The organism is Arthrobacter vasquezii, assembly GCF_029455255.1.
GTDB classification, from domain to species: Bacteria; Actinomycetota; Actinomycetes; order Actinomycetales; family Micrococcaceae; genus Arthrobacter_D; species Arthrobacter_D parietis.
This window is the reverse complement of sequence record NZ_JAROKN010000007.1, coordinates 55,518-80,590: the sequence shown is the minus strand read 5'-3', so window position 1 is coordinate 80,590 and position 25,073 is coordinate 55,518. Positions and strand designations below refer to the sequence as shown.

Annotated in this window: 23 protein-coding genes; 16 read left to right on the top strand and 7 right to left on the bottom strand. The window is 64.6% G+C overall.

What is annotated here, in order from left to right; translation table 11 throughout:
• Positions 1 to 36: 36 nt before the first annotated feature.
• Positions 37 to 816 carry an endonuclease III gene (gene nth, locus P4U43_RS05155; protein WP_277357757.1) on the top strand — a complete coding sequence of 260 codons (780 nt, stop codon included), beginning with the start codon at positions 37 to 39 and terminating at the stop codon, positions 814 to 816.
• Positions 813 to 1,496: an NUDIX hydrolase gene (locus P4U43_RS05150; RefSeq protein ID WP_277357756.1), complete on the top strand. Its 684-nt coding sequence runs from the start codon at positions 813 to 815 to the stop codon at positions 1,494 to 1,496. Before nth ends, P4U43_RS05150 begins: the two co-directional genes overlap by 4 nt.
• A gap of 42 nt (positions 1,497 to 1,538) precedes the next feature.
• Here P4U43_RS05150 and P4U43_RS05145 read toward each other — a convergent pair whose 3' ends face one another.
• Positions 1,539 to 3,245: a bifunctional 3'-5' exonuclease/DNA polymerase gene (locus P4U43_RS05145; RefSeq protein ID WP_277357755.1), complete on the bottom strand. Its 1,707-nt coding sequence runs from the start codon at positions 3,243 to 3,245 to the stop codon at positions 1,539 to 1,541.
• A 154-nt stretch (positions 3,246 to 3,399) separates the two neighbouring features.
• On the opposite strand from P4U43_RS05145, the gene ssd reads away from it, so the two are divergent.
• The 7 genes from ssd to P4U43_RS05110 all read left to right on the top strand — a co-directional run bounded on the left by ssd (position 3,400) and on the right by P4U43_RS05110 (position 8,328).
• On the top strand, positions 3,400 to 4,467 hold the full coding sequence (gene ssd / locus P4U43_RS05140) for a septum site-determining protein Ssd (RefSeq protein WP_277357754.1): 1,068 nt from the start codon (positions 3,400 to 3,402) through the stop codon (positions 4,465 to 4,467).
• Positions 4,464 to 5,654 carry a TadA family conjugal transfer-associated ATPase gene (locus P4U43_RS05135; protein ID WP_277357753.1) on the top strand — a complete coding sequence of 397 codons (1,191 nt, stop codon included), beginning with the start codon at positions 4,464 to 4,466 and terminating at the stop codon, positions 5,652 to 5,654. Before ssd ends, P4U43_RS05135 begins: the two co-directional genes overlap by 4 nt.
• A 2-nt stretch (positions 5,655 to 5,656) precedes the next feature.
• A complete protein-coding gene (locus P4U43_RS05130) occupies positions 5,657 to 6,382 on the top strand; it encodes a type II secretion system F family protein (protein ID WP_277357752.1) in 726 nt (241 codons plus the stop codon).
• Positions 6,379 to 6,942: a type II secretion system F family protein gene (locus tag P4U43_RS05125; RefSeq protein ID WP_277357751.1), complete on the top strand. Its 564-nt coding sequence runs from the start codon at positions 6,379 to 6,381 to the stop codon at positions 6,940 to 6,942. Before P4U43_RS05130 ends, P4U43_RS05125 begins: the two co-directional genes overlap by 4 nt.
• A gap of 281 nt (positions 6,943 to 7,223) precedes the next feature.
• Complete coding sequence (locus P4U43_RS05120; protein WP_277357750.1) at positions 7,224 to 7,586, top strand: DUF4244 domain-containing protein; 363 nt, start codon at positions 7,224 to 7,226, stop codon at positions 7,584 to 7,586.
• Between the two features lie 5 nt (positions 7,587 to 7,591).
• A complete protein-coding gene (locus P4U43_RS05115) occupies positions 7,592 to 7,960 on the top strand; it encodes a TadE family type IV pilus minor pilin (RefSeq protein WP_277357749.1) in 369 nt (122 codons plus the stop codon).
• Positions 7,957 to 8,328, top strand: a complete 372-nt coding sequence (locus P4U43_RS05110) for an Rv3654c family TadE-like protein (protein WP_277357748.1) — start codon at positions 7,957 to 7,959, stop codon at positions 8,326 to 8,328. The genes P4U43_RS05115 and P4U43_RS05110 overlap by 4 nt, the downstream gene beginning before the upstream one ends.
• Here the strand turns inward: P4U43_RS05110 and P4U43_RS05105 are convergent.
• Together P4U43_RS05105 and P4U43_RS05100 are read right to left on the bottom strand one after the other, a co-directional pair.
• Positions 8,325 to 10,694, bottom strand: coding sequence for a DEAD/DEAH box helicase (locus P4U43_RS05105; protein WP_277357747.1), 2,370 nt, complete (start codon positions 10,692 to 10,694; stop codon positions 8,325 to 8,327). The two genes, P4U43_RS05110 and P4U43_RS05105, sit on opposite strands and share 4 nt — an antisense overlap.
• Positions 10,695 to 10,721: 27 nt before the next feature.
• Entirely contained in the window at positions 10,722 to 11,372 is a 651-nt protein-coding gene (locus P4U43_RS05100; RefSeq protein ID WP_277357746.1) for a GNAT family N-acetyltransferase, read from the bottom strand.
• A 98-nt stretch (positions 11,373 to 11,470) separates the two neighbouring features.
• On the opposite strand from P4U43_RS05100, the gene trhO reads away from it, so the two are divergent.
• Positions 11,471 to 12,388 carry an oxygen-dependent tRNA uridine(34) hydroxylase TrhO gene (gene trhO / locus P4U43_RS05095; protein WP_449658166.1) on the top strand — a complete coding sequence of 306 codons (918 nt, stop codon included), beginning with the start codon at positions 11,471 to 11,473 and terminating at the stop codon, positions 12,386 to 12,388.
• 23 nt (positions 12,389 to 12,411) lie between these two features.
• Here trhO and srmL read toward each other — a convergent pair whose 3' ends face one another.
• Entirely contained in the window at positions 12,412 to 13,527 is a 1,116-nt protein-coding gene (srmL, locus tag P4U43_RS05090) for a PheS-related mystery ligase SrmL (protein WP_277357745.1), read from the bottom strand.
• A 187-nt stretch (positions 13,528 to 13,714) separates the two neighbouring features.
• A complete protein-coding gene (locus tag P4U43_RS05085; RefSeq protein ID WP_277357744.1) occupies positions 13,715 to 14,170 on the bottom strand; it encodes a hypothetical protein in 456 nt (151 codons plus the stop codon).
• 47 nt (positions 14,171 to 14,217) lie between these two features.
• Between P4U43_RS05085 and P4U43_RS05080 the strand changes: the two genes are divergently transcribed.
• The 4 genes from P4U43_RS05080 (at position 14,218) to proC (ending at position 20,856) form a co-directional block, all read left to right on the top strand.
• Positions 14,218 to 15,846, top strand: a complete 1,629-nt coding sequence (locus P4U43_RS05080) for a DUF7059 domain-containing protein (protein ID WP_277357743.1) — start codon at positions 14,218 to 14,220, stop codon at positions 15,844 to 15,846.
• A gap of 113 nt (positions 15,847 to 15,959) precedes the next feature.
• A complete protein-coding gene (topA, locus tag P4U43_RS05075; RefSeq protein ID WP_277357742.1) occupies positions 15,960 to 18,719 on the top strand; it encodes a type I DNA topoisomerase in 2,760 nt (919 codons plus the stop codon).
• Between the two features lie 68 nt (positions 18,720 to 18,787).
• Positions 18,788 to 19,774 carry a Ppx/GppA phosphatase family protein gene (locus tag P4U43_RS05070; protein WP_277357741.1) on the top strand — a complete coding sequence of 329 codons (987 nt, stop codon included), beginning with the start codon at positions 18,788 to 18,790 and terminating at the stop codon, positions 19,772 to 19,774.
• Between the two features lie 248 nt (positions 19,775 to 20,022).
• Positions 20,023 to 20,856, top strand: coding sequence for a pyrroline-5-carboxylate reductase (gene proC, locus P4U43_RS05065; RefSeq protein WP_277357788.1), 834 nt, complete (start codon positions 20,023 to 20,025; stop codon positions 20,854 to 20,856).
• A gap of 37 nt (positions 20,857 to 20,893) precedes the next feature.
• On the opposite strand, the gene P4U43_RS05060 is transcribed toward proC, so the two are convergent.
• Both P4U43_RS05060 and P4U43_RS05055 read right to left on the bottom strand, forming a co-directional pair.
• Entirely contained in the window at positions 20,894 to 21,562 is a 669-nt protein-coding gene (locus P4U43_RS05060) for a potassium channel family protein (RefSeq protein WP_056543507.1), read from the bottom strand.
• Positions 21,555 to 22,967, bottom strand: coding sequence for a TrkH family potassium uptake protein (locus tag P4U43_RS05055; protein WP_277357740.1), 1,413 nt, complete (start codon positions 22,965 to 22,967; stop codon positions 21,555 to 21,557). The genes P4U43_RS05060 and P4U43_RS05055 overlap by 8 nt, the downstream gene beginning before the upstream one ends.
• A 158-nt stretch (positions 22,968 to 23,125) precedes the next feature.
• Here P4U43_RS05055 and P4U43_RS05050 point away from each other — a divergent pair, with 158 nt between their 5' ends.
• Together P4U43_RS05050 and P4U43_RS05045 are read left to right on the top strand one after the other, a co-directional pair.
• Complete coding sequence (locus tag P4U43_RS05050) at positions 23,126 to 24,274, top strand: acetoin utilization protein AcuC (RefSeq protein ID WP_277357787.1); 1,149 nt, start codon at positions 23,126 to 23,128, stop codon at positions 24,272 to 24,274.
• 111 nt (positions 24,275 to 24,385) lie between these two features.
• A complete protein-coding gene (locus tag P4U43_RS05045; RefSeq protein WP_277357739.1) occupies positions 24,386 to 24,835 on the top strand; it encodes an ArsR/SmtB family transcription factor in 450 nt (149 codons plus the stop codon).
• The last annotated feature ends 238 nt before the right edge of the window (positions 24,836 to 25,073 follow it).

Genomic DNA, 25,073 nt, shown 5'->3' with positions numbered 1-25,073 from the left:
CGGGCCGGTAGGAACTACGAGGAAGGACGGGTCGGCGTGGACGTATCTCCAATTGCACTGAAGCGCCGCGCACGAAAGATTCATCGGATTCTGGCCGAAACCTACCCTTACGCCGTTGCGGAACTGGACTTCCGCAACCCGTTCGAGCTGCTGGTTGCAACGGTCCTGTCCGCCCAGACCACGGATGTCCGTGTCAATCTGACCACCCCGGCGCTGTTTGCCCGCTACCCCGACGCACGCAGCCTCGCTGAAGCCGCGGAAGATGAGCTCCAGGACATGATCCGTCCCACAGGGTTCTTCCGGGCCAAGTCGAGGAGCCTTCTCGCTCTCGCCACCAGAATCGTTGATGAATTCGACGGAGACGTGCCCGGCCGTCTCGAAGACCTCGTCACGCTTCCGGGTGTGGGCCGCAAGACCGCCAATGTGGTCCTCGCGAACGCCTTCGGGATTCCGGGGATCTCGGTCGATACCCATTTTGGCCGGCTGTCCCGGCGATTCGGCTGGACCACGGAGGATGACCCGGTGAAAGTGGAGTCCGAGGTCGCCGCGCTCTTCGATCGGAAGGACTGGACCATGCTCTCCCATCGGGTGATTTTCCACGGCCGCCGCATCTGTCACGCCAAGAAGCCGGCGTGCGGTGCGTGCCCGGTGGCATCGCTCTGCCCCTCCTACGGAGAAGGCGAGGTGGATCCGGAGAAGGCACGGAAGTTGCTCAAGTATGAGCTGGCCCCCGGTCGCGAGGAGCTTCACCGCCGCATGCTGGAGGGCGCGTCCCGCGCCGAGCTGCTGGCTGCCGGGCACACGTTGAGCGCATGAGCGCTTACGCTGAGTTGAAAGCTTTCGCCGAACGGGCAGCCCCCATCGGCCCGGGCGCGGAAACCACCGAGTCCTGGCAGCTCCGCGGGATCGACCTGGGAACCGCGCGGCCTGCCGCGGTCCTTATCCTCTTTGGACACCTCGACGACAGACCCGCCAGGACCCATTCCGCTGCCGTCCCCGACGATCTTGATGTCCTGTTCGTGACGCGCGCGGGAACCTTGCGCAGCCATCCCGGCCAGGTGGCGTTCCCCGGCGGGAAAATCGACGACGACGACGCCAGTCCCGCCGCCGCAGCCCTGCGTGAGGCTGAGGAAGAGACCGGGTTGGATCCCGCAGGTGTGGAAATCCTGGGCGCGCTGCCGGTAGTCGGCCTGCCCGTCAGCAACTATCTAGTGACGCCGGTGCTCGGATGGTGGGCGTCTCCCACCCCGGTGCGCGTGGTGGACCACGCGGAATCATCACATGTGTTCCGCGCGCCGGTAGCGGACCTGCTGTCGGACGAGGTGCGCTTCACGGCGGTGGTCAGGCGTAACGGGCGCAAGCACAGCACGCCTGCTTTCACCATCGACGGCATCACCATCTGGGGCTTCACCGGGCTCCTGCTGTCACGGCTCTTTGACGGACTGGGCTGGGCCCAGCCCTGGGACGAGAACCGGGAGCGGGACGCGCCTCTCTAGCTGGCGGTCATCCAGTTATTTCGCCGCTACTTTGCCGTCCAGCTACTTCGCATCGGCGTAGGAGTTCACCACCTCAACGTTCACCGGGAACTCCACCGGGATGTGGCCGAACATCAGGTGCGCGGCGGACCGAGCAGCCTCGGTGACCATCGCCGATACCCGGTCGGCCAGCTCGGCCGGGACATGCAGCATCACCTCGTCATGCAGGAAGAAGACGATGTGCGCACTGCTGAAGTCGGCAGCTCCGGCCCGTAGCCGTCGTCGTAATTCCGCCAGCCAGCACAGTGCCCACTCCGCGGCAGTGGCCTGGACCACGAAGTTGCGTGTGAAGCGGCCGCGCGATCGAGCGAGGGAATCAGCGCGTTGCTGCTCGGCGGCGCTGCTGGTGCGCTGAGCGGCGAGCCACCGTTCCGACGGCGGAGGGCAGCCCCTGCCGAGGAAACTTGCGACGACGCCGCCCGCCTCGCCGGTTCGTGCTGCTGCCTCAACCACGGAGATTGCTTGAGGGTAGGTGCGGGTCAACTGGGGCATCAGACGGCCGGATTCACCGGTGGTGGCGCCATACATAGCTCCGAGCATCGCAAGTTTGGCCTTGGCGCGGTCGCCGCCGAAGCCCTGGTCTGCAATGCCCTGGTACAGGTCCAGCCCGCGGCCGGCCGTCGCCAGCGCGGAATCCTTGCCGAGCGCAGCAAGTACGCGTGGTTCAAGTTGTGCGGCGTCAGCGACAATCAGCACATGGCCCGGGTCCGGGCGGACGGCATCACGTACCTGGCGCGGAATTTGCAGGGCGCCGCCGCCATTGGACGCCCAGCGGCCCGACATGCTGCCGCCGACAATGTACTCGGGACGGAACCTGCCGCCATGTACCCAGGTGTCCAGCCAGGTCCAGCCATTGGCGGTGAGGAGGCGGGAAAGTTTCTTGTACTGCAGCAGCGGCGCAATGGCGGGATGTGTGTGGCGTTGGAGTTCCCAGGACCTTGTCGAGGACACTTCGATGCCCGCCCGGTGCAGCGCGCGCAGTAGTTCCTGCGGAGAATCCGGGTTGAACCGGGGATTGTTGAGAGCCCCGCGCAGTTCAGCCGCCAGGCGCTCAAGCTCTGCAGGTCGATGGCCTTCCCGCGGGCGGGGCCCGAGCTGGGAGGTGAGCAGCTCGTCGTGGAGGTCTGCGCGCCACGGAATGCCGTGAAACTCCATCTCGGCGGCGATGAGTGCGCCGGCGGACTCAGCTGCGACCAGCAGGGCCAGCTGTGCTGGTCGGTCGCTGTTTTTGAGCGCTTGCTGTTGCTCAGCGAATTCCGCCGCTACCTGAAGTGCGTCTGCGCCGCCGGCAGGCTGTGCCGCCTCGAACAGGCTGCCCTGGAGAGGCGACGCTGCCACGGGCGGCAGCACCCGGACGGGGTTCGCGTCCTCGGCTTCATCGGGGCGGGACTGCAGGCGGTTGCCGTACTCCGTTCCTGCGCAGGAGGGGGAGTGGCGCAGTATCTCCCTGCTGAGTGCGACGTCGTGGCAACGCTCAACGGTGACGCCTGCGGCGAGCATGCGCGGGTACCAGGTGCGTGTGTTGTCCCACACCCAGCGGATTCCCGGCCGCTCCAGTTCCCGGACGGTCTCACCGATGTGCACTGCAGGAACAACGACGGCGTCTGCCGTGGGCGCTCCCGCTGAGTCCACCGGTACAAACGCTGCCTGGGCATCGTCCACTCCGCTCAGGCGCTGCCCGCCAGACGGCGGTGCAAGGACGATATACACGCCTCCTATTGTTGCCCACCTTTTCGCCCGCGGTTTCGTTGGCGGCCACCAGGAGGCTCCGGCCGTTGCCCACAGTTCCTCCACTTCTGCTGAAGATATCCACATACGCCGCCACGGGCATGACCCGGTGCACTCTGGAGGGCAGGCTGGCCGTATGTCTTCGTGGATCCCAGCAGCTGAATCGGCCGCCGTCGTGCTGGTCACCTCCTCACAACGCGTCCGCGATGAGGTGGCGCGCGTGGCGGTTGCTGCGGGGCTTGCCCTCACAAGTGTTTCAACGGTGGGCGAGGCGCTGGCGCTACGTCCCGCCGTCGTGCTGTTGGACTGCAACAGTGCGCGGCATGCTGTCTCGGGCTGCGCGGTGATCGTCGTTGGTCTTGACAGTGATGAGGCGGCAGCGTGGACGGCTGCCTCGCGGTGCAATGCCGATCGCGTGGCTATCCTTCCGCAGGCTGCCGGCTGGCTGGCTGAGCATCTGGGCATGCTGCAGCGCGTCCGTGATGAGGGAACGGTCGTCGGTGTGTTGGGGGCCGTCGGCGGGGTAGGTGCCAGCACAATCAGTGTTTGGTTGGCTGCGTCCGCGGTCTCACGGGAACTGCACCCGCTCCTTGTGGACGGTGATCCCTTCGGTGGTGGGCTCGAGCTCTCTCTCGGCGATGAATCCGTGCCGGGCGTACGGTGGCCGGATCTTGGCGAAGTCCGCGGAACGTTGAACCCGGAACAGCTGATTCATGCGCTGCCGTCGCTCGGCGGCTTCTCGCTGCTGTCCATGGGCACCGAGCCGCCCGCTCCGGGAATTCTCGCATCAGCAGCAGTACCTCCCATTATGGAGGCGGCGCGGGGAGCGTTCAATCTGACGGTGGTAGACGTTGCGCGAGGATGGTCGGCTGACGGATCACTGCTTCCGTACTGTGACAGCGTCCTCATCGTTGTACCCGGCCGTGTCCGCGCTATTTCGGCTGCCCGCGCGCTCGTCGCGCAGCTGCAGCCGTTGCCCGTCCGGGCCCTCGTCCGCGGTCCGCTGGGCCCGGACCTCGACCCGGATCGGGTGGCAGATGCCATCGGTGTGCCGAACGCCGGGTATCTGCCTTACCTTCGTGCCGCCGTCGGCAGCGAAAACCAGGGGAGGGTACTGGATCTGGCAAGGCATCGCGCCGTGCGGGCTTGCGCCCGCTCAGTCCTCGACACGGTGCTTCCCGGGGCGAACAAGGCCATCGCATGAATCAGCAGGTCAGAGCCCGCCGTGTCCGCCCTGATGCCCTGCCGGCAGACGCCGCCATGGTTGCGCAGGTACGGGACGCCGTGCTCAATGAAGCAGAGCCCGTCACCGGAGCCCGGCTCGCTGCCGCAGTCCAGTCGACCGGGCGCCTACTGGGGTCCGAGGGCGCATTCCGGACCCTCGACCGCGTCCGCGCTGAGTTGCAGGGGCTGGGACCACTACAGCGGCTCGCGGAGGACCCGGAAGTCACGGACATCCTGGTCAACGGTCCAGGCGCAGTCTGGGTTGACAGCGGCGGCGGTTTGCAGCGCAGGGATCTCACCTTCTCCAGCGATGCTGATGTGCGCGCACTTGCCACACGCCTGGTTGCAGCGGGCGGTCGCAGGCTTGATGACGGCAACCCCTGCGTTGATGTGCGGCTGGACCGGTTCCGGGTGCACGCCGTCCTCCCGCCGCTTTCCACAACGGGGACACTACTCTCCATCCGTATCCAACGGCAGAGGCACTATTCCTTCGACGAGCTCGTGTCCTCCGGGGCGTTGGATGCTCAGATGGCCTCGGTACTGCGAGGGATCGTGAGCAAGCGTTTGAACTTCCTGATCAGCGGCGCTACGGGTACGGGGAAGACAACCCTGCTCGCTGCCCTGCTGTCGCTCAGCGGGTCCAATGAACGCCTGGTCACGGTCGAGGATTCCGCTGAACTCAGTCCTGCACATCCCCATGCCATCGGACTCCAAAGCAGGCACGGGAACCTTGAGGGCAGCGGATCCGTGGATCTGGCTGAACTGGTACGTCAGGCGCTGCGGATGCGGCCGGACAGACTGATTGTCGGCGAGTGCCGCGGCGCCGAGGTCCGCGAACTTCTGGCAGCCATGAACACGGGGCACGACGGCGCCGGTGGAACAATTCATGCAAATTCTGCGGCGAGCGTTCCTGCCCGGCTTTCCGCGCTCGCAGCCCTGGCCGGGATGGAAGCGCAGCCCCTGGCGCAGCAGGCGGCTAACGCCCTCGACGTCATCGTCCACGTCGTCCGGGCAGGCAGCGGCCGCACCGTCTCGGAGGTCGGCGTCCTCGAGAGGACCGCCGGCGGTGATCTGGTGGTCAGAACTGCGCTCGCGCGACGGGGAGCGGTATCGGAGCGTGGGCCGGCGTGGGAGGCGCTGGCTCTGAAGCTCGAGCGGGGCCGCTGACAATGAGCGGAGTACTGATTGCCTGCCTGCTCTTCGCAGCGTGCGGGGTCCTGGCGTTTCCCCGCCGCTCCCCGCGCAACGAGGGCCGGGGGCGCAGGAAGGTGGGTGCGCTTCTGCGGCCTCTCTCTCGGGGGCGTCCGCTGAAGACTGATCCACACGAAATCCCCTTGTTCATCCATCAGTTGACCGGCCTGCTTCAGGCTGGACGGACGCCTTCCCAGTTGTGGGGAGATGCACTCAGCGTCCATGGCGGCAGTACCGGAACGGCCTTCTCGTCCGCGGTGAAACCCGCGCTGTGGTCAGCCCATCAGGCTGCCCAGCTCGGACTCAGTGTTCCGGAGGTTTTGCGGGAGGCAGCCACCCGCAGCAGGGACACGGCGCTGCGGACACTGTGGAAGGACCTGGCTGCCTGTCTCGAGGTGGCCGAGCGCAGTGGAGCGCCCCTCGCGGCCGTACTTGCCCGCTACGCAGTGCAACGCGAATCGCAGCTGGACTCTGATGCTGCCCGCGATACGGCGCTCGCCGGACCCAGAGCCACGGTCCGCTTACTTTCCTGGCTTCCGCTGTTCGGGTTCGCGGTGGGCTACCTCATTGGAGTGGATCCCCTCGCTGTCCTTCTCGGTTCGGTGCCGGGCGTCGCAGCACTCAGTGCAGGATGCGTGCTCACCATCATGGGCCGGCTCTGGTCGAGCAGGCTGGTGCGGACAGCCGAAGGCGATCCCATATGACCGGTGCACTCATCGCCGCTGCGCTCTTCGTTGCCTGTTGGGTCCTGCATCGATCCCCGCCCCTCAGCGCCCATCCGGCAAGTCCGCTACCGGGTGGTGCGGGGAGGCTTCGGGATGATGGGCTGGATGATCCAGCGCTGATGATGGACCTGATGGCGTCCATGCTTGCGGTCGGCTCATCCCTGGAGCGCGGTCTCGACGTCCTCGCCCGGTCAGCATCAGCACCGGCAGGCGCTGCCCTGACCTCCGTCAAGACGGCACTGGACCTCGGAGCCTCCTGGGACGTCGCGTGGGCGGCGGTTCCGCACACAAAGGACGTCAGGGCGGCCCAAGAACTGGGAAATGCCCTGCGGTTCGCCGGAACCACGGGGGCGCCGTCGGCTGCGGTGGTCACCGCCCACGCAACACAGTTCAGACGGAGAAGGAACCGGGAAGCAGAGCAGCGCGCTGCTGCTCTCGGCGTGCGGCTCGTTGTGCCCCTGGGTCTCTGCTCCCTGCCCGCGTTCGTCTGCCTCGGCGTCATTCCCATCCTGGTCGGCCTCTTTCCGGCCTTCACGTAGCGGCGGTCGCCACATCGCCGCGGCCACGAGCATCGCTTACCACCGTTGCCCTCCCGCCGCAGTGCCCACCACCATCGCCGCAGCTACCGCTGCCGTGCCGCTGGTGTCGTGCTCCACAACCGAAGGGAAGTGCTGCACTTTTCCACTTACCGGTATCTCGGTGGGCCTGCCGACGGGCAGCGCGAAAGACTCGAATCAGCCGCTGAAGCGGTCCGGACGGTTCAGCAGCCGCTGAACCGCCAGCCAGGATCAAACCGGAATCCGTCAACCAAGGAGTCGTCATGACACGTTCCACCACCGCAGCAACAGCTCCCACCGCAGCAACAGCCCCCACCGCAGCAACAGCCCACAGCGCAGCAACAGCCCACAGCGCAGCAACAACCCGGACCAGCGGCCCGCAGAAATTCCCCGGCGGAGCGAGGCCACTTGCCACAGTGACGTCACTGCGGCCCGAGCCCGTCACGGCCAACCGCCGTACACGGCGTGCGCTGATGCGGTCCGAGGCAGGGCTGGCAACCGCCGAGTACGCGATCGCCACCCTCGCCGCCGTGGGGTTCGCGGCGCTCCTGGTCGCAGTCCTTTCCAGTGGGGAAATCCGCGGCATGCTCATGTCGCTGATCACCAACGCCCTCAGCTTCGGCTGACCGGCGTGGAACGGACTGGACCGCGGGTAGCGCAGCCCAAAGAAGCAGGGGCCGTTACGGCGGAAGTGGCAGTAGCACTTCCGGCTGTGGTGGTTCTGCTGGCCGTCGTGCTCGGTGCTGCGGCACTCGGCTTGTCCCAGTTGCGGATTGAGGAAGCGGCGAGGGCCGGGGCCCGCGAGATCATGCGCGGCGAGTCTTCGGACGTCGTCGAGGGAACAGTCCGGCGGATTGCCGGTGAGCAGGCGGATATCGCGGTCCAGTCCAACGGCTCCACCAGCACCGTCACCGTCAACACCGCGGTGGATGTGCCTGTACTGGAGTTGCTCGACGTTAGTCTCTCAGCCCGCGCAGTTGCACTGCCGGAGCAGGAATGATGGGTCTTCGTGCAGGCAAGGAAGCTGGATCCGGCACCGTCCTGATGACCGGCGTCGCCTTGGCTGCCCTGCTGCTGCTCTCAGTTGTAGTCCTGTTTGCGCAGGCGTCAGTGGCGGGCTCGAGGGCAGCTACGGCCGCGGACCTGTCAGCGCTTGCGGGGGCTGATGCTGCGCGCGGGCTCCGAGACGGGAACCCGTGCGCGGTAGCCGCCGAAGTAGCTTCCCTCCAGGACGCCCGGCTGACGGGATGCGTGATCGAGGGAGAATCAGGACACATCGTGCGGATTTCCACCGAGGTCGATTCCATTCCCGCGCTTCCCCCGGCATCGGGGCGTGCCCGAGCCGGTCCACCGTCATCAGATCCCTAGTGGAAGGAGGATTGCCCGCCCGACATGTCCTTGCCTGGCGCAGGCTCCCCGTCCGGGGCCTGCGCCAGCAGCATGCTGAGCAGGGTGAGTGCACCGTGCTTACTCAGCGGGTTGTTGCGGTTGCCGCACTTGGGAGACTGAACACACGAGGGGCAACCGGTGTGGCACTCACACGAGCGGATGGCCTCAGCGGTAGCACCGAGCCAGGTCTTCGCCGCCTCAAAACCCCGTTCAGCAAAGCCCGCGCCGCCCGGATGGCCGTCGTACACAAAAATGGTGGGGAGCCCGGTATCAGCATGGAGCGCAGTGGACACTCCGCCGATGTCCCATCGGTCACTCGAGGCGACCAGCGGCAGCAGACCGATCGCGGCATGCTCAGCGGCATGAAGAGCGCCCGGCAGGTCAGCCGCGCTGATCCCACTGCTCTCAAGCAGGCGGTTATCGCACTCGAACCAGACGCTCTTCGTGAAGAGATCCCGCGCACCGAGCTCCAGCGGTTCCTCCCCGAGGATCTCGTTCGAAACAAAGGCCTTGCGCTGGAAGGAGATCACCTGGGTGGTTACCTTGACCTCCCCGAAGCACACCCGGATGGGGCCCCACGAGGTGTTGCGCAGCTCGGAAATCACCTCAATCTGCGTGACGTCCCGGGCCTGTGTGTAGTAGTCGGGATTGGAACGGGTCACTATGGCGCAGTGATCCTGTTCGTTCAGTTCCTCCACCACGTAGCTCTGGCCCTGATGAACATAGACGGCGCCCGTGTGAGCCTGATAGTGGCTCTGCGGTGAATCCATGGTTCCAAGAACGGTGCCGGTTTCGCTCTCGATGATATTGATCGGGCCGCCGCCGTCCGCCCGCAGGTTCACCATGCCGGCAGCACTCTGCGGGTGCGTCCAGAACCACCCTGCCGGACGGTTGCGCAGCAGCCCCTGATCCACCAACTGAGCCAGCAGGGCAGGAGCCGTTTCCCCGAAGAGGGGAAGGTCCTCAACCGTCAGCGGCAGTTCCGCCGCTGCTGCACAGAGGTGCGGTCCCAGCACATAGGGGTTGGCGGGGTCGAAGACCGTTGCCTCCACACCAACGTCGAACACCGCTTCGGGATGGTGCACCAGATAGGTGTCCAGCGGATCGTCGCTGGCCACGAAGGCGGCGAGCGCGTCCTGACCTGACCGCCCGGCCCGCCCGATCTGCTGCAGCAGGGACGCACGGGTCCCCGGCCAGCCCGCCACGAGGACGGCATCCAGACCTGTTATGTCGATCCCCAGCTCCAGCGCGGACGTGCTCGCCACACCGAGCAACCGGCCGGACCGCAGCGCACCCTCCAACTGACGGCGCTCCTCGGGCAGATACCCTGACCGATAGGCCGCGACGCGCGCCGGCAGCGTGGGATCCACTTCGCTCAGCAGCCGTTTGGTATGTGCCGCGATACTCTCGGCACCTCGGCGGGACTTGATGAAGGCGATGGTCCGAACCTGCGCAGAGACCAGATTGGCCAGTAGATCGGAGGTTTCCGCAATGACGGTCCTGCGCTGCCGGGCGCCGTTCTCGCCGCGAAGATCGGTCAGCTGCGGTTCCCAGAAAGCCACCGTCGTCGACCCGTGTGGCGACGTGTCCTCGGTGAACGCCTGAGCTGGAGCGCCGATCAGCTTGCCGAAGGACTCCGCGGGAGCAGCCGATGTCGCCGAGGCCCCGATGAACACGGGGTCAGCGCCGTAGTAGGCACAGACGCGTCGCAACCTGCGCAACAGGTTGGCGACGTGGGAACCGAAAACACCGCGGTAGCTATGCGCTTCATCCACGATCACGTAGGTAAGGCGCCGGAAAAACCTTGCCCACCAGGTGTGATTCGGCAGGATGCCGTAGTGAAGCATGTCCGGGTTCGCCAGAACCAGGTTGGCGTGGTCGCGGATCCAGCGACGCGCACCGGAGTCGGTGTCGCCGTCGTACGTATCTGCGCGGACCGTAGCCAGCCCCAGAGAGGAGATGGCTGAGAGTTGGTCAGCGGCCAGCGCTTTTGTCGGCGAAAGATACAGCGCGACGGCGCCGGTCGGCTCAAGCGACACTCTCTCCTCAAGTGCCGAACGGTGGATGGCGTCAAGGACCGGCAGTTGATAGCTCAGAGACTTGCCCGAGGCAGTACCCGTGGCAATGACGACGTGGGACCCCGCATGGGCGGCATCCGCCGCAGCACTCTGATGCTTCCAGGGCTCTACTATTCCTCGGGCCTGGTAGGCCTCCACCACCTCAGGGTGCACCCATGCCGGCCACGGGCTGTGCACTGCGTCGCGGGCAGGGAGTTCCCTGACAGAAACGAGCTGCTCAGGATCAACTCCGCCGAGCAGCGGAATCAGGGAATCATGGGCAGCCACTTGCCCAGTTTGTCACCCCGGCACAAATCAGCGGCGGATCACAAAAGCATCAGCCAGGTGCGTCCACCCCAAATACTGGTACAGCTGGCGTCCCTCCTCGGATGCCATCAGCAGGCCGGTTTCAACATCGTCTTCCAGGATGTCGGCGGTCAGCGCGCGCATGACAAAGCTGCCAAGGCCCCGCCGCCGGTGCTGCGGAGACGTGATGATGCGGTCGTAGACTGCGTGTTCATCCTGCTTGGCCACCGAACCCCGGGCAGCCTCCTCACCGTTCACGGTCACCGAAACACGCCTGCAGTCATCCTCGCGAATGTGCTCGAGTTTGAACTCGTCGTCCGGTGGCCGGGGGGCTTCGACATCCTGGCCGTCCATCTCTGCGCACATCAGAGCCTGCTGGCGGTCCGTGACCCGAAGACCGAGCGGAGCCGCGGCTTCGAGGAGTTCCTGCGCGCGGTTGGTGACGACGGTCAGCACACGAAGCGGATCTTCGCGGGTCTCTCCGGCGAGCTCGAGCAATTCTCCGATCGTGGGCTCATAGACGATGGTTTCGAGGTGGTTCTGTTGGTCCGTGAGCAGAACGGACAGGCTGCTCCCGTTCTCCTGCGGCGTGTAGCCTCGGCATTTTGCCCAGCCGAAAACCCAGGTGCGGACAAGTTGATCGGAAAGAGCGGCTCCCATGCCTGAACGATAGTGGGGACCAGACCGTAAAGACATAGCCCGGGAAAGAGGTTGCCGATTTGAGACCTCGCGGGCGGCCTGCCGGTACCCTTGAATGCGTGTCAATGAACCGGATTGTCCTGTATTACGCGTTCACTCCGCTGTCCGATCCCGAAGCGGTGCGGCTCTGGCAGCGCGCCCTGTGTGAAAAATTGGGACTCCGCGGCCGCGTCCTCATCTCCAAGGACGGCATCAACGGCACCGTCGGCGGGGAACTGAACGCCGTCAAGCAGTACGTGAAGGCAACCCGCGAGTACCCGGCGTTCAAAAAGATGGACATCAAATGGTCCGAGGGCGGGGCGGAAGACTTCCCCCGGCTCAGCATCAAGGTCCGCGAGGAGATCGTGTCCTTCGGCGCGCCGGGGGAGTTGAAGGTGGATGAAAACGGCGTGGTGGGCGGCGGCACCCATCTCAGGCCGGAGCAGGTGCATCAGCTGGTCAGCGAACGCGGCGACGACGTCGTCTTCTTTGACGGCCGCAATGCCCTCGAAGCGCAGATCGGCAAGTTCCGGAACGCGATTGTCCCGGAAGTGAACACCACCCATGACTTCGTGCGCGAACTCGATTCCGGGAAGTACGACCACCTCAAGGACAAACCGGTGGTCACATACTGCACCGGGGGCATCCGCTGTGAGGTGCTTTCCAGCCTGATGGTCAACCGCGGATTCAACGAGGTCTACCAGCTTCAGGGCGGCATTGTGCGCTACGGAGAGACGTACGGGGACGCGGGTCTCTGGGAAGGCTCGCTGTACGTCTTCGACAAGCGCATGCACGTAGAGTTCAGCAAGGATGCCAAGACGATCGGCAAGTGCGTTCGCTGCTCCGCGCCCACCAACAAGTTCGAGAACTGTTCCAACCTGAGCTGCCGGAACCTGACCCTGTACTGCTCCCAGTGTGCCTCCGACCCCGCCACGCTTCGCTGCCCGCAGGGGTGCGAAACGGACGAGGCGGAAGCCACCGCAGTGGGCGCCGCCTGAGCTGAGCCGGCTTTCCCCAGCTCTCACCCGGCCGCCAGCTCAAGCACGTGTCCCTCGTGGAGCGCGAGGTACACGCGATCCCGCAGGGCGTTAGCTTCGGTATCGGTGAGTGTCCGGTCCAGTGCCTGCAGCGTCAGGCGAATCAGCAGGTTCACCTGCCCCGGCTGGGCGTCAAGACGGACGACGGCGGCAGCCGGAAGCTGCTCCACCGGCGTGCGGGCGCGGATCACCAGCGACTCCAGGATCTCCGCCTCCGGACCGAGCGCTTCCCGGGCCGCATCTCCCAGCGTTTCCTCGTCTGCGTCGGGATTGCAGAGAATCGAAAGATCGCGGCGGACAGCCGGCATGAGGGAGACGGGGCGCCATGGTTGAAGATCCAGCATCTGAGCGGCGATACGGGGGTCGGGTGAGCGCAGCAGCCGGATGTCATCCACGCCCTTTCGCAGCATGAGTGCCCGGTCCAGTCCCATTCCGAGCGCGAGGCCGCTCCAGCGACGAGGATCCAGTCCCGAGGTGCGAAGAATTCCCGCACGCACGAGGCCGCACTCAGCCAGTTCGAGCCAGCCGGCGGGCGTCTCTACGTCGATCTGCAGGCCGTGCGACGTATAGGAATGGTTGGCGGGAACGGTTCGCCAGCGAGCCCCGGGCAGGACTGCCTCGACAACGGCGGCGGCCATACTACGCAGGTCAGCCTCACCCAGCAGCCCACGCGCGTTCAAGCGCCATAGGTCAACCTGGTGCGGTGTGCCTACGTGCGTGCGGTCGACGGCGTCGCGGCGGTAAACCAGGCCCGGAAGGACATGGAGCCGATCGTACGGCTGCTCGATGTCCGCGAGGGAGTCAAGAACGGCGGGGATCCCGGCGGACGTATGGCTTCGGAGCATCACCGTTGGGCTGGCATGGCGTGAGTACCGGGCGTCCCGCGTGACGTCGTCGGGGGCGTAGCCCAACCGGTCGTAGTTGTCCGTCGTGGCAACGAGGCCAGTGGTTCGCTGCAGCTCGGCGGGAATGCTCCAGGCCCGCGTCAACGAAGTGATGACGTCGTCGAGCAGGTCCTGCAGCGCGTGAGGTCCCTGTTCCGGATCGGTGAGGTCACGGATGGACAGGGCGGCGGTGAGCTGGGGGATGGAAAGGTACATGGTCGGTCCTTCGGGAAGTGTCTAAGGAGGGGGTGGAGGAAACCCCCGGCCGCGGACACCGTGCGGACCTGGCTGCTAGAAGACGTACAGCGGATAGCCCTCACGGCCGACAGGCGGCCGGGGGCTGGTAAATCGCTGGCTGGTAAGCATGGAGCAATGGTACGCGACGGACAGATGTTGCGGAACGCTACGGCGCTTCTGCCGGCTTCCCGCCGGGGACCAGCCCCGCGGTCCACACCATTTCCGCACCGGAGTTGGTCACGCGGAGGGTGAGCTCGTCCGCCGCCGCACGAAGCTCAAGATGCGCTGTCACTGCCGGACTGTCGCAGCTCGTGGTGCCATTGCTGATAGTCGTTCCGTCTGCAAGTAGTTCCAGGGCCATCGCGTCCCCGCCCGCACACGCCATGGTCAACTCGTACCACCCTGGTTCGACGTCATAGAAGGATCCGCCGCTCGCCGCGTCCCCCTGATGTCCGCCGGCGAAAGACATTCCGCGTTCCGTCCCCAACATTGACTGCGACCAGGACTCCAGGTCCACCGAGGACGGATCAACCTCCGGTTCGGCCGCCGTGCAGGCGCTGGTCATCAGGGCAACGAAAAGGCCGGAGACTGCGAGCGCTACCCGCCGCGGTTGAGTTCCCATGCGCTCAGTAAACAGCATGGAAGGCTCCGGCCCAATAGGCTTGCTCCGTGTCGATCATTGCCGCAGTACCCCACGCCCCGCGCAGCGATGACCAGAGTCTGCTCGACCGTCTTGCAGCGGACCTGACCGCGGCGAACTACACGGTCGACGGCGTGGCAGACCTCGTGGGCACTGATGCCTACGCCTCGCTGGAGCGGGACCAAACGGTTCCCGCTCTCCTGGCCGCACGCGCCGCCCAGCGCAGCGAAGGGGAGGACAGCGCCGGAAGACCGGACAGCACAGAAAGCCGGCTTGCCGCCGTCGTACTGGTTTTCCTGCTCGGCGAGGCGCTGCCCACGGCCGTCCTGGACGGCGCACTTCCGTCAATTGGTGCGGGCGGGTTGCGCTCGCTGGGACTGGTTGAAGAGTACGACGGCGGTCTCCGCGCCCTGATCGACCTGCGCCCCTACTCGTCAGACACCGGAGGCGGAATCTGGGTAGCCTCGGACCTCGGCTCCCACGTCCGGCCCGGGGTCCTGCGGACCGACCATGTGCTCGGGATCGGCCGGGCGTCGCTGACGCTCGCCCAGTTCGCAACACGCGCGCCGGTCGAACGCGCGCTGGACCTCGGCACCGGCTGTGGAATTCAGACCTTCCATCTCCTGGCGCACGCGGAGCACGTCACAGCGACTGACGTCTCGGAACGCGCGCTCGCAGTCACGCGATTCAACTTGCTGCTCAACGCTGCGGCACTGGGGATCGATCCGGAAAACCTGGAGGCCCGGGTTTCGCTTCGGCGGGGCAGTCTGCTGGAGCCGGTGAGCGGCGAGACGTTCGACCAGGTGGTGTCCAACCCGCCGTTTGTCATTACACCGCGCCACTCCGGCGAAACCAGGGATGAGCAATTCACTTACCGGGACGGCGGCCTCGCTGGCGACGACATCGTCTCCTCCCTGATCCGCGACCTTCCATCCGTTCTGATCCCGGGCGGATCGGCGCAGCTCCTGGGAAACTGGGAGATCCCGGACGGTTTCACCTGGCAGAGTCGGTTAGCGGGATGGCTGCCGGAAACCGCAGACGCCTGGATTGTCCAGCGGGAACAGCTCACGCCCACCCATTACGCCGAGACGTGGCTGCGCGATGCTGCCGAGAACCGGAACCCGACCCGCTTCGCCGACCGCTTCAGCGACTACCTTGCCGACTTCGCCTCCCGTTCCGTCGAGCACATCGGTTTTGGCATGGTATGGCTGCGGAACGCCGGAGGACCGGCGACGCTCCGCCGGTTCGAGGAAATCACTCACGAGCTCGAACAGCCCATCGGACCGCATCTCGTCGCAGCGGTAGAACGGCATGACTGGCTCGGAAACTGCCGCGACCTTGTCGACGAGCACCTGCTCGTCGCCGGGGACGTCACGGAAGAGCGGCACCAGCGTCCGGGCGCTGAGCATCCCGGGGTGATCCTGCTGCGGCAGGGCGCGGGCTTCAGACGCACCACGCTGCTCAGCACGGAGCTGGCCGGTTTCGTGTCAGCGTGCGACGGCGACCTCACCGCCGGCCAGATCATCGGCGCCCTTGCGTCGCTGTTGGACCGCGACGACGACGCCTTCGCTGCTGCACTGCTGGACGAGGTGCGCAACCTGGTTGCGGACGGCTTCCTCGTCCCCGAACCGGTGTCTCCAGCCAAGCCGTTACCCTAGTGCAGGTAGGCGTACCGCATACTGAGAAGGGCAGGACGCCCACCAATTCGAATATTGAGCTCAGAATGAGCGGCTGTTCTGCTGTTTAAGAAGCACCTGTATCGAGGAGTGAAGTGCCAGCTAAGGCAACGGACAAAAAGCCCGGCAAGAAGCTCGTCATCGTCGAGTCTCCAACCAAGGTCAAGACGATCGCCGGCTACCTCGGCGAGGGCTTCGAAGTCGCCGCATCGATGGGACACATCCGGGATCTGCCCCAACCATCGGACCTGCCCGCGGAGCTGAAGAAGAGCTCGCTCGGCAAGTTTGCGGTGGACCTCGAGAAGGACTTCGAGCCGTACTACGTAGTATCGGCAGACAAGAAGAAGCGCGTCGCCGAGTTGAAGGCGGCTCTGAAGGACGCCACCGAGCTGTACCTCGCAACTGACGGTGACAGGGAAGGCGAGGCTATCGCCTGGCACCTGCTCGAGGTACTGAAGCCGAAGGTCCCCGTGTACCGGCTCACCTTTCCGGAAATCACGCGTGAGGCCATCCAGCGTGCCATGGAGGAGCTGCGCGATCTCGACATTCCAATGGTTGATGCCCAGGAAACGCGTCGAATTCTTGACCGGCTCTATGGCTATGAAATCTCCCCGGTGCTGTGGCGCAAGGTTGCGCGCGGCTTGTCTGCTGGGCGCGTTCAATCGGTAGTCACCCGTCTGGTGGTCGAGCGTGAACGTGAGCGTATGGCATTCCGTGCGGCGTCGTACTGGGATCTCACGGGTACGTTCTCGCCGGAAGACACTTCGAAGGGCGAGTCCTTCAGCGCGAAACTCATCTCCGTGGACGGCACCCGGGTTGCCACAGGCAAGGACTTCAGTGACCTCGGTCAACTGAAGTCGCAGAACGTCACTGTGTTGAACGAGGCAGCCGCTACCGCCCTTGCCGAAGGGCTTGAGCAGGCCGCATTCGAGGTTCGCTCGGTTGACACCAAGCCGTACACGCGCCGCCCCGCCGCGCCCTTCACCACCTCGACGCTGCAGCAGGAAGCCGCACGCAAGCTTCGCTACTCATCACGGGTCACCATGCAGGTTGCCCAGCGCCTGTACGAGAACGGTTACATCACCTATATGCGTACGGACTCTGCGGCGCTGAGCGATCAGGCGATCAACGCCGCGCGACGGCAGGCCTCGGAGCTTTACGGTCCCGAGTTCGTGCCTGATGCTCGCCGCGTCTACAAGGGAAAGTCCAAGAGTGCGCAGGAAGCCCACGAGGCCATCCGTCCGGCCGGTGACTCCTTCCGCACACCCGCCCAGGTGGCCAAGGAACTGCACGGTGACGAGTTCAAACTCTATGAGCTGATCTGGAAGCGCACCGTCGCTTCCCAGATGGCGGATGCAAAGGGTTCGACGGCGTCGGTACGCCTGGGGGCCCATACGCCCGATGGCAAGGACGCGGAATTCTCGGCCTCCGGTACCGTCATCACCTTCCGCGGCTTCATGGCCGCCTATGAGGAGGGCAGGGACGCTTCTCGGGACGAGGATGACGCAACAGGCGGGACCGATCAGTCCGGACAGGGCGGCCGGTTGCCGAACCTCACCACGGGCGATGCCCTCGGCGCCGAAGCTATCCAGCCCATCGGTCACGAAACCTCCCCGCCGCCGCGCTACACAGAAGCGTCGCTGGTGAAATTGATGGAGGAACGCGGTATTGGCAGACCCTCCACCTATGCGGCAACAATTTCCACCATCATGGACCGCGGATACGTCCGAACGCGCGGACAGGCGTTGGTGCCGAGCTGGATCGCGTTCTCCGTGGTCCGCCTGCTCGAGGAGCACTTCCACGACTATGTGGATTATGACTTCACTGCTGCACTGGAGGAAGACCTCGACCGCATCGCGCGTGGCGAGGAGAGCCGCGTCCAGTGGCTCAACTCCTTTTACTACGGGGACCGCAAGGACACCGGGCTAAGCACGATCGTGAACGACCTCGGGGAAATCGATGCACGCCGCATCAACTCGGTCGAAATTGCCGAGGGCATCATCCTGCGCGTGGGCAAGTTCGGCCCGTACCTGGAGAAGCCACTGCCCGCTGATGCGCCCGAGGGCACCGAGCCGCAGCGGGCCAACGTGCCCGAGGACCTCGCTCCGGATGAGCTGACGGCGGAGAAGGCCGTTGAGCTGATGAACACTCCAGCGTCCGAGGAACGCGTCCTTGGCACGGACCCCGAAACCGGGCGCACCATCGTGGCGCGTGACGGTCGCTACGGCCCCTACGTAATCGAGCTCATTCCCGAGCCCACTGCCGAGGACCTGGCCAACCAGCCGGTGGAATACTACAAGAACGGCAAGCCCAAGCCACCCAAGAAGCCCGTCAAGGTGAAGCCGCGCACCGGATCGCTCTTCAAGTCGATGACCGTTGAGACGGTCACTCTTGAGGAAGCGCTGAAGCTGATGAATCTTCCCCGCGTCCTCGGTAAGGATGCTGAAGGTCATGAGGTCACAGTCCAGAACGGACGCTTCGGGCCCTATCTGAAAAAGGGTTCGGACTCCCGGTCGATCGGTTCGGAAGAGGAAATCTTCACGATCACGCTGGAGCAGGCGCTTGAAATCTACTCCCAGCCGAAGCAGCGCGGCGGGCGCACTGCGACGCCGCCGCTGGCCGAATTCGGCGATGATCCCGTGTCGGAGAAGCCCATTGTCGTCAAGGAAGGCCGGTTCGGCCCGTACATTACGGACGGCGTCACGAACATCACCGTGCCGAGGTCCACTGCCATCGAGGAGCTGACCCGGGAAACTGCTGTGGCGTTGCTGGCAGAGAAGCGGGCAAAGGGACCGGCGCCGCGCAAGTCCGGCGGCCGCGCACCCGCGAAGCGCAAGGCCACCGCACGCAAGTAGTTCCAATCTCCGACGCCGGCTCGGCTGACGGTTGAGCCGGCGGAACCGGCGCGCGACATAATGGGGGTATGCGGCTAGGCGTCCTCGATATCGGGTCCAATACAGTGCATCTACTTCTCGTGGATGCTCATCCGGGGGCGCGGCCCGTGCCCTATGCATCCCACAAACGTCCGCTCCAGTTGGTGAGCTACCTCGACGCAGAGGGACTGATCAGCGACGAAGGGCAAGCGGAACTGGTCGGTTTCATTCGCGAGGCTCGTGCGTTTGCAACCGATCATCGCGCAGAGGATTTTCTCGCGTTCTGCACCTCGGCCATCCGCGAGTCGGGGAACGGCGAGGACGTGCTTCGTCGCGTTGAGGCGGAGACCTCCGTGGTCCTGCAGGAGCTTTCCGGTGACCAGGAAGCGGCCATGACCTTCCAGGCGGTGCGGCGCTGGTATGGCTGGAGTACTGGGTCGCTCCTCAACCTGGACATCGGCGGGGGTTCATTTGAAATGGCGATGGGCCGCGACGAACTTCCTGAAGTTGCCCGCTCGGTCCCACTTGGTGCGGGGCGCCTTACACGTGAGTGGCTGCCCGGTGACCCGCCTGCGCCCCTCGACGTCAAAAATCTGCGCAGGCACATCCGGCAGACCCTCAAGGAACCGGCGGCCAGCTTCGCCCGTCTCGGTACACCGCATCTGGTTGCCGGGACGTCGAAAACCTTTCGATCCCTGGCCCGCATCGCCGGGGCTGCGCCGTCGGCGGCCGGACCCTTTGTTCGCCGTACCCTGCGTCTGCAGGATCTTGCACTGTGGGCGAAGCGTCTGGAAGCAATGTCAGCGGCGGACCGGACAAACCTGGACGGGGTGTCCGAGCTGCGGGCCCGACAGGTTCTTGCCGGTGCGCTTGTGGCTGAGGCAGCGTTTGAAATCTTCAATGTGTCCGAGATGGATATCTGCCCCTGGGCGCTGAGGGAAGGCCTGATCCTCCGCCGCTTCGACACTCTCATGTTTGAAGCGGATGAACCCATGCCCTCTGTTGGGGTTGGCCATGTGCGTTTGGGGACCCATTGAGCGCAAGTACATTAACGCGGGGCCGGTCGAGTGAGCAAAAAAGTGTGCCGGTGAGCCGCAGCGTGATTGGGGGAAACACTGCTGCGGCTCACCGGCACAGACCGAGCCAGGGAGAGCCCGGTCTCATCACTCGCACCTTTATGAGGTAATAACGACTGTACTGCTATTTCTGGATATTCAGCCCCATGCAGGCTGTGAGGATGCTGGGAATCACTTCCTCATGACACGATGGGCCGATGGCTATCAACATCCCACAGCACATTTCCTTTCTAGGCTGCGGCTCCATGAATGGCGCAATTCTGGCGGGCTTGCTTGCCGCCGGGCTTTCTCCGGCGCAGGTGACCGCCACTGTACGAAATCCTGAGAAGGCGGCCGATCTCTCCCGAAGGAACGGCGTGTCCGTTCTGTCATCAGTGAAGGACCCGGATGCCAACCGCACAGCGGCGGCCAAGGCCGACGTCGTACTGCTGGGGGTGAAGCCAGTTGGCATCCTTGACCTGGCACGGGAAATCTCACCGGCACTGAAGCCGGGCACGGTGGTGATCAGTGTTGCCGCTGCTATCTCCCTCGCCATGCTTGAGGCGGCTTTGCCGGAGGGCCAGCCGGTCATCAGGAGCATGCCCAACACGCCGTCGAGTCTTGGTCGCGGCGTGCTGTCCATTTCCGCCGGCACCAGCGCGACGCCCGAGCTCATGGAGCAGGCGCGCACCGTCCTGGGAGCCGCGGGCACCGTCGTCGAGATCCCGGAAGAGCAGGTCGATGCCCTTTCTGCGGTGAGCGGCTCCGGGCCGGCGTACGCGTTCTACCTTGCCGAGGCAATGGCGGCCGCCGGGGTCAAGCTCGGCCTCGATGAGGAACTCGCGAAGCTGCTCGCTACCGAGACCGTGGCCGGTGCCGGATTCATGCTTGCGGAGGAGGGTGCTGACGCAACGGCACTACGCACGGCAGTGACCAGCCCGAACGGAACAACGGAGCGCGCGATTGCCACCTTCGATGAGCAGGGCCTGCCGGATATCGTGGCTGCGGGCGCCCGGGCGGCAGCTGAGCGTGCCGCTGCCATCACCCGTGAACTCGGCGGTTGATCGTTCAGCGGTAGCCGGACGGGCGGTAGGCAGGCACTCAGGGGCGGGCGGCGAAGCGCTCGAGGAGGTCCACGTGTCCCGAGACGATCAGCATGTCGCGGCTGGTCACTTTAGTTTCCGGCCGGGCGTAGGTGAAGTCCTCACCGGGTGACTTCACACCGACCACAGTGATCCCGTACTTTGAGCGCACCGCCGATTCGCCAAGGGTGAAGCCCTGCGTTTCTTTCGGCGGGTACATCTTCACGATGGCAAAGCCGTCGTCGAACTCGATGAAGTCGAGCATCCGCCCGCCCACGAGGTGAGCGGCCCGCTGCCCGGCGTCGGCTTCGGGGTAGATCACGTGATTGGCGCCGATGCGCTTCAGTATCTTGCCGTGTGAGGGTGTGATGGCCTTGACCCATAGGTTGTCAATATTGAGGTCCACCAGATTGGCGGTGATGAGGACGCTTGCCTCAATGGAGGTTCCCACACCGACGACGGCGGCGGGAAACTCCTGTGCGCCGAGCTGGCGAAGCGCGTCGATATTGGTGGCGTCGGCCTCCACCACGTGGGTTAGTGTGCCCGACCACTTCTGAACCAGTTGCTGGTCCTTCTCGATCGCAAGGACCTCACGGCCCTGCTTCACCAACTGTTCCGCCGTGGCTGAGCCGAATCGTCCCAGCCCGATCACGAGTACGGGCGCATTGTGTGCTGGTCTGTCAGCCAATGATCGGCCTCTCTTCGGGGTAGTGGTAGAGCGTGCTGCGCTGCCGCAGGGCAAGCGCAGAAGCAACGGTAATCGTTCCGAGGCGTCCGGCGAACATGAGGGCCGAGAGCACGTACTTTCCTTCCGGTGGAAGTTCGGCGCTGAGGTTGGTGCTGAGCCCGCAGGTTGCGAAAGCAGAAATGACCTCGAAGAGGACCCGGTTCAGCTCCTCTCCGGAGATCCACAGGATCAGGCCCGTGCCGATGAGCACGATCGTTGCGCCGGTGAAGATGACAGAGATGGCCACCCTCATGGCGCCCTGCGGAATCTTCCGTCCGTAAGCGCTGACGTCCGAGTCGCCGCGGGCTTCGGCGAGGATCGCGAGGAACATGACGGCGATGGTTGTGACCTTGATGCCGCCAGCCGTGGAGGCCGACCCGCCTCCGGCAAACATGAGGGCGTCAGTCAGGAGCATCGTTGTCGGCTCCATCTGTCCCTGATCGACCAGGTTGAAGCCGCCGGAGCGGGTCATAATCGAGGCAAAGAGCGCGTTGATCACCTTGTCGCTGCCGCTCAGGTCGCCGATGGTTCGGCTATTGGACCATTCCATCAGCCCCCACAGCACCATCCCGGCGAACACGAGGATGAGGGACACGTTGATGGTGAGCTTGGTGTGCAGGCTCCACTTCCGGACGTGGTGGCGGAACTGGACGAGGATGAGGATGACCGGGAATCCGAGGCTTCCGACGAACACACCGATCATCAGCGGAATGAGGATCCAGAGATCGGTTTCGTAGGGCACCAGGCCGTCCGAGTGCGGAGTGAATCCGGCGTTGTTGAAAGCCGAGATGGCGTAGAAGAATCCGTGCCAGACTGCTAGCCAGAACGGTTCGCCGAGGATTATGAAGCGCGGGATCAGGGCCAGCGCAAGCACCAGTTCCACCACGACGGAGGTGGTGATGACGATTCGCAGCAGTGTGCCCACTTCACCGAGGCGGCTGGCGTTGTTCAATGCGGATTGCGCGAGTAACTTGCCGCGGACGCCGAGCCGCTTGCTGACCACCAGTGCCAGGAGCGAGGCGAGGGTGAGGGTTCCGAGCCCGCCGACGAAGATGCCGATGAGGATGATCAACTGACCGAAGAACGACCAGTGGGCTGCCGTGGACACCACAGTCAGTCCCACTACGCACACTGCGGAGACCGCTGTAAACATGGCGTCGTGCAGGGGAGTGACTTCGCCGGTGCTGCTGGCGAACGGGAGGCTGAGTAATCCGGTGAAAATGAGGACAACCAGGGCAAAGACCAACAGCGCAACGCGTGCCGGTGAACTGTTTACTACGCTGTCGATGAAGTCGCGTGCCCGGCCAAGCAGCTGCAGATGAACCTGGTCTTCCCCTCCTAACCAGGAGGGGTGTGTTCGTGCCATGCTTGCTGATCCGCTCCGTTTCTCCTGCTGAGTCCTTCGAGTAGTAAATCACTTCCACTCCTGCGCCGTGGGCAGGACGGGTCCGGATCGCGTAGCCTGCTTGAGTGGCCAGTAGCTCCGTTCCCGCCGTTGCAACGAGAGTGGTGTGGGACGAATCCATGCTCGCGTACAACTTCGGTGCCCATCACCCCATGAATCCGCAGCGGCTTGAGCTGACTGCCCGACTCATTCGCGAGCTGGGTTTGTTCGACCTTCCGCAGGTTTCCGTGGAGGTTCCGGATGTGGCCGATGAAGCCAGTCTACGGACGGTCCATGACGCCTCGTATGTGCAAGCCGTCAAGGCGGCGGACGAGGATCCCGAGGCCTGCGATGGCACATCGGGGTTTGGAACTGACGACACTCCTGCCTTCGCCGGAATGCATTCCGCCAGTGCCCGATTGGTTGGCGGTTCTCTTGCTGCAGCTGATGCAGTCCTGTCCGGCACCGTTCAGCATGCCGTGAATTTCGGCGGGGGAATGCATCATGCCGGCCGGGCCCGGGCAAGCGGGTTCTGCATTTACAACGATGCCGCTGCAGCGGTCCAACGGCTGCTGGATGCCGGTGTGAAACGCGTGCTCTATATCGACGTCGATGCTCATCATGGAGATGGGACCCAGGAGATTTTCTGGGATGACAAACGCGTCATGACCATCTCGCTTCACGAGACCGGCATGAGCCTTTTTCCGGGAACGGGATTCCCAAACGAGATCGGCGGTGCGTCGGCTTCCGGGTACGCGGTCAATGTCGCGCTGCCCACTACCACCGGGGATTCCGGATTCCTGCGGGCGTTCCATGCCGTTGTGCCGCAGCTGGCCGCCGCATTCGCGCCTGAGGTGATCGTCAGTCAGCACGGTTGCGACGGTCACGTGGACGATCCCCTCACCAACCTGCGCATCACCGTCGATGCCCAGCATGCCGCAGCGGTAGCGGTTCGCGATCTCGCCTGGCAGCACTGTGACGGCCGTTGGATCGCGACCGGTGGCGGCGGGTACAACATCACTTCGGTTGTGCCGCGCTCGTGGACCCTCCTTACGGCGGTGGCAGCCGGTGCCGACATCACACTGACGACGCCGGTACCCGCCCCGTGGCGGACGTATGTCGCCGAGCGCTTTGGTCGCGAAGCACCTTCCTTAATGGGTGATGGCTCTGACACCTGGTGGCAGTCGTGGGAAGCCGGGTTTGACCCAAACGAGAATTTGGACCGGTCGATCATGGCAACACGCAAAGCCGTATTTCCGCTTCACGGGCTGGATCCCTGGTTCGATTGACCTGGTTCGATTGACCCTCTGGATGGTGTTGGCTGACGCACGGCTGCTGCCAGCAACCCCTGTGGGAAACCGAGGGATGCCGCTTTCGACATATACGGATATGGTAATGGGATGGTCATGGATGATGTGTTCGGGGTCATCGCCGAAGCCACCCGCCGCCAGATTCTGGGCTCATTGCGGGACGGGGACAAAGCGGTGGGTGAGTTGGTGCTAGAGCTTGAAGTGAGCCAGCCCACAGTTTCGAAGCACCTCAAAGTTCTGCGGGAAGCAGGGCTTGTCACCATGCGGGCGCAGGGCCAGAAGCGCTTTTATTCACTCGAGCCGGAGCCATTGCTCACCGTTGCCTCCTGGCTTGCCGAGTTCCAGTTGCCCGCTCAAAAGGTCAACTCCTCGCTCCCGCCAGCCGTCCTGGAACCGGAACTCGATGCGCTGGTCTCAGTAGGGCCGGGCGTTACTCCCATCGATGGCGCTCAACCGTTCGGGCGGACCGTCGGCAGAGCTGCCGAACGCGCTGCCGACCTTCTGTCCCAGTTTCCGAAGCTGCGCCGCCGTAAGGACTAGCTGACGTGGGCGCTCCGTGCCCACCGGCTGGGTGGGAGAGCGCTTAGCCCACCGCCGTCACATACCGACACCAAAGTTCACAATTCAGATGGCGCCGTCTAACCTCGTTTCATGACAACCCGTTGGTATGCGTATTTTGCGTTGGCTCTGGAGGAGCCTGCGGCCTGACACGCTGACCAACACCTTCAGAGCCAACAGGGCAGGACACGTTTCCTGCCCTTCGTCGTTTCCACGGCGG

What these genes read in the sequence shown, in the direction of transcription:
- P4U43_RS05150 (WP_277357756.1), top strand. Translation starts at nt 813, where the DNA reads ATGAGCGCTTACGCTGAGTTGAAAGCTTTCGCCGAACGGGCAGCCCCC.
- ssd (WP_277357754.1), top strand. Translation starts at nt 3,400, where the DNA reads ATGTCTTCGTGGATCCCAGCAGCTGAATCGGCCGCCGTCGTGCTGGTC.
- P4U43_RS05135 (WP_277357753.1), top strand. Translation starts at nt 4,464, where the DNA reads ATGAATCAGCAGGTCAGAGCCCGCCGTGTCCGCCCTGATGCCCTGCCG.
- P4U43_RS05130 (WP_277357752.1), top strand. Translation starts at nt 5,657, where the DNA reads ATGAGCGGAGTACTGATTGCCTGCCTGCTCTTCGCAGCGTGCGGGGTC.
- P4U43_RS05125 (WP_277357751.1), top strand. Translation starts at nt 6,379, where the DNA reads ATGACCGGTGCACTCATCGCCGCTGCGCTCTTCGTTGCCTGTTGGGTC.
- P4U43_RS05120 (WP_277357750.1), top strand. Translation starts at nt 7,224, where the DNA reads ATGACACGTTCCACCACCGCAGCAACAGCTCCCACCGCAGCAACAGCC.
- P4U43_RS05110 (WP_277357748.1), top strand. Translation starts at nt 7,957, where the DNA reads ATGATGGGTCTTCGTGCAGGCAAGGAAGCTGGATCCGGCACCGTCCTG.
- P4U43_RS05100 (WP_277357746.1), bottom strand. Translation starts at nt 11,372, where the DNA reads ATGGGAGCCGCTCTTTCCGATCAACTTGTCCGCACCTGGGTTTTCGGC.
- srmL (WP_277357745.1), bottom strand. Translation starts at nt 13,527, where the DNA reads ATGTACCTTTCCATCCCCCAGCTCACCGCCGCCCTGTCCATCCGTGAC.
- P4U43_RS05085 (WP_277357744.1), bottom strand. Translation starts at nt 14,170, where the DNA reads ATGGGAACTCAACCGCGGCGGGTAGCGCTCGCAGTCTCCGGCCTTTTC.
- P4U43_RS05070 (WP_277357741.1), top strand. Translation starts at nt 18,788, where the DNA reads ATGCGGCTAGGCGTCCTCGATATCGGGTCCAATACAGTGCATCTACTT.
- P4U43_RS05055 (WP_277357740.1), bottom strand. Translation starts at nt 22,967, where the DNA reads ATGGCACGAACACACCCCTCCTGGTTAGGAGGGGAAGACCAGGTTCAT.
- P4U43_RS05050 (WP_277357787.1), top strand. Translation starts at nt 23,126, where the DNA reads ATGCTCGCGTACAACTTCGGTGCCCATCACCCCATGAATCCGCAGCGG.
- P4U43_RS05045 (WP_277357739.1), top strand. Translation starts at nt 24,386, where the DNA reads ATGGTCATGGATGATGTGTTCGGGGTCATCGCCGAAGCCACCCGCCGC.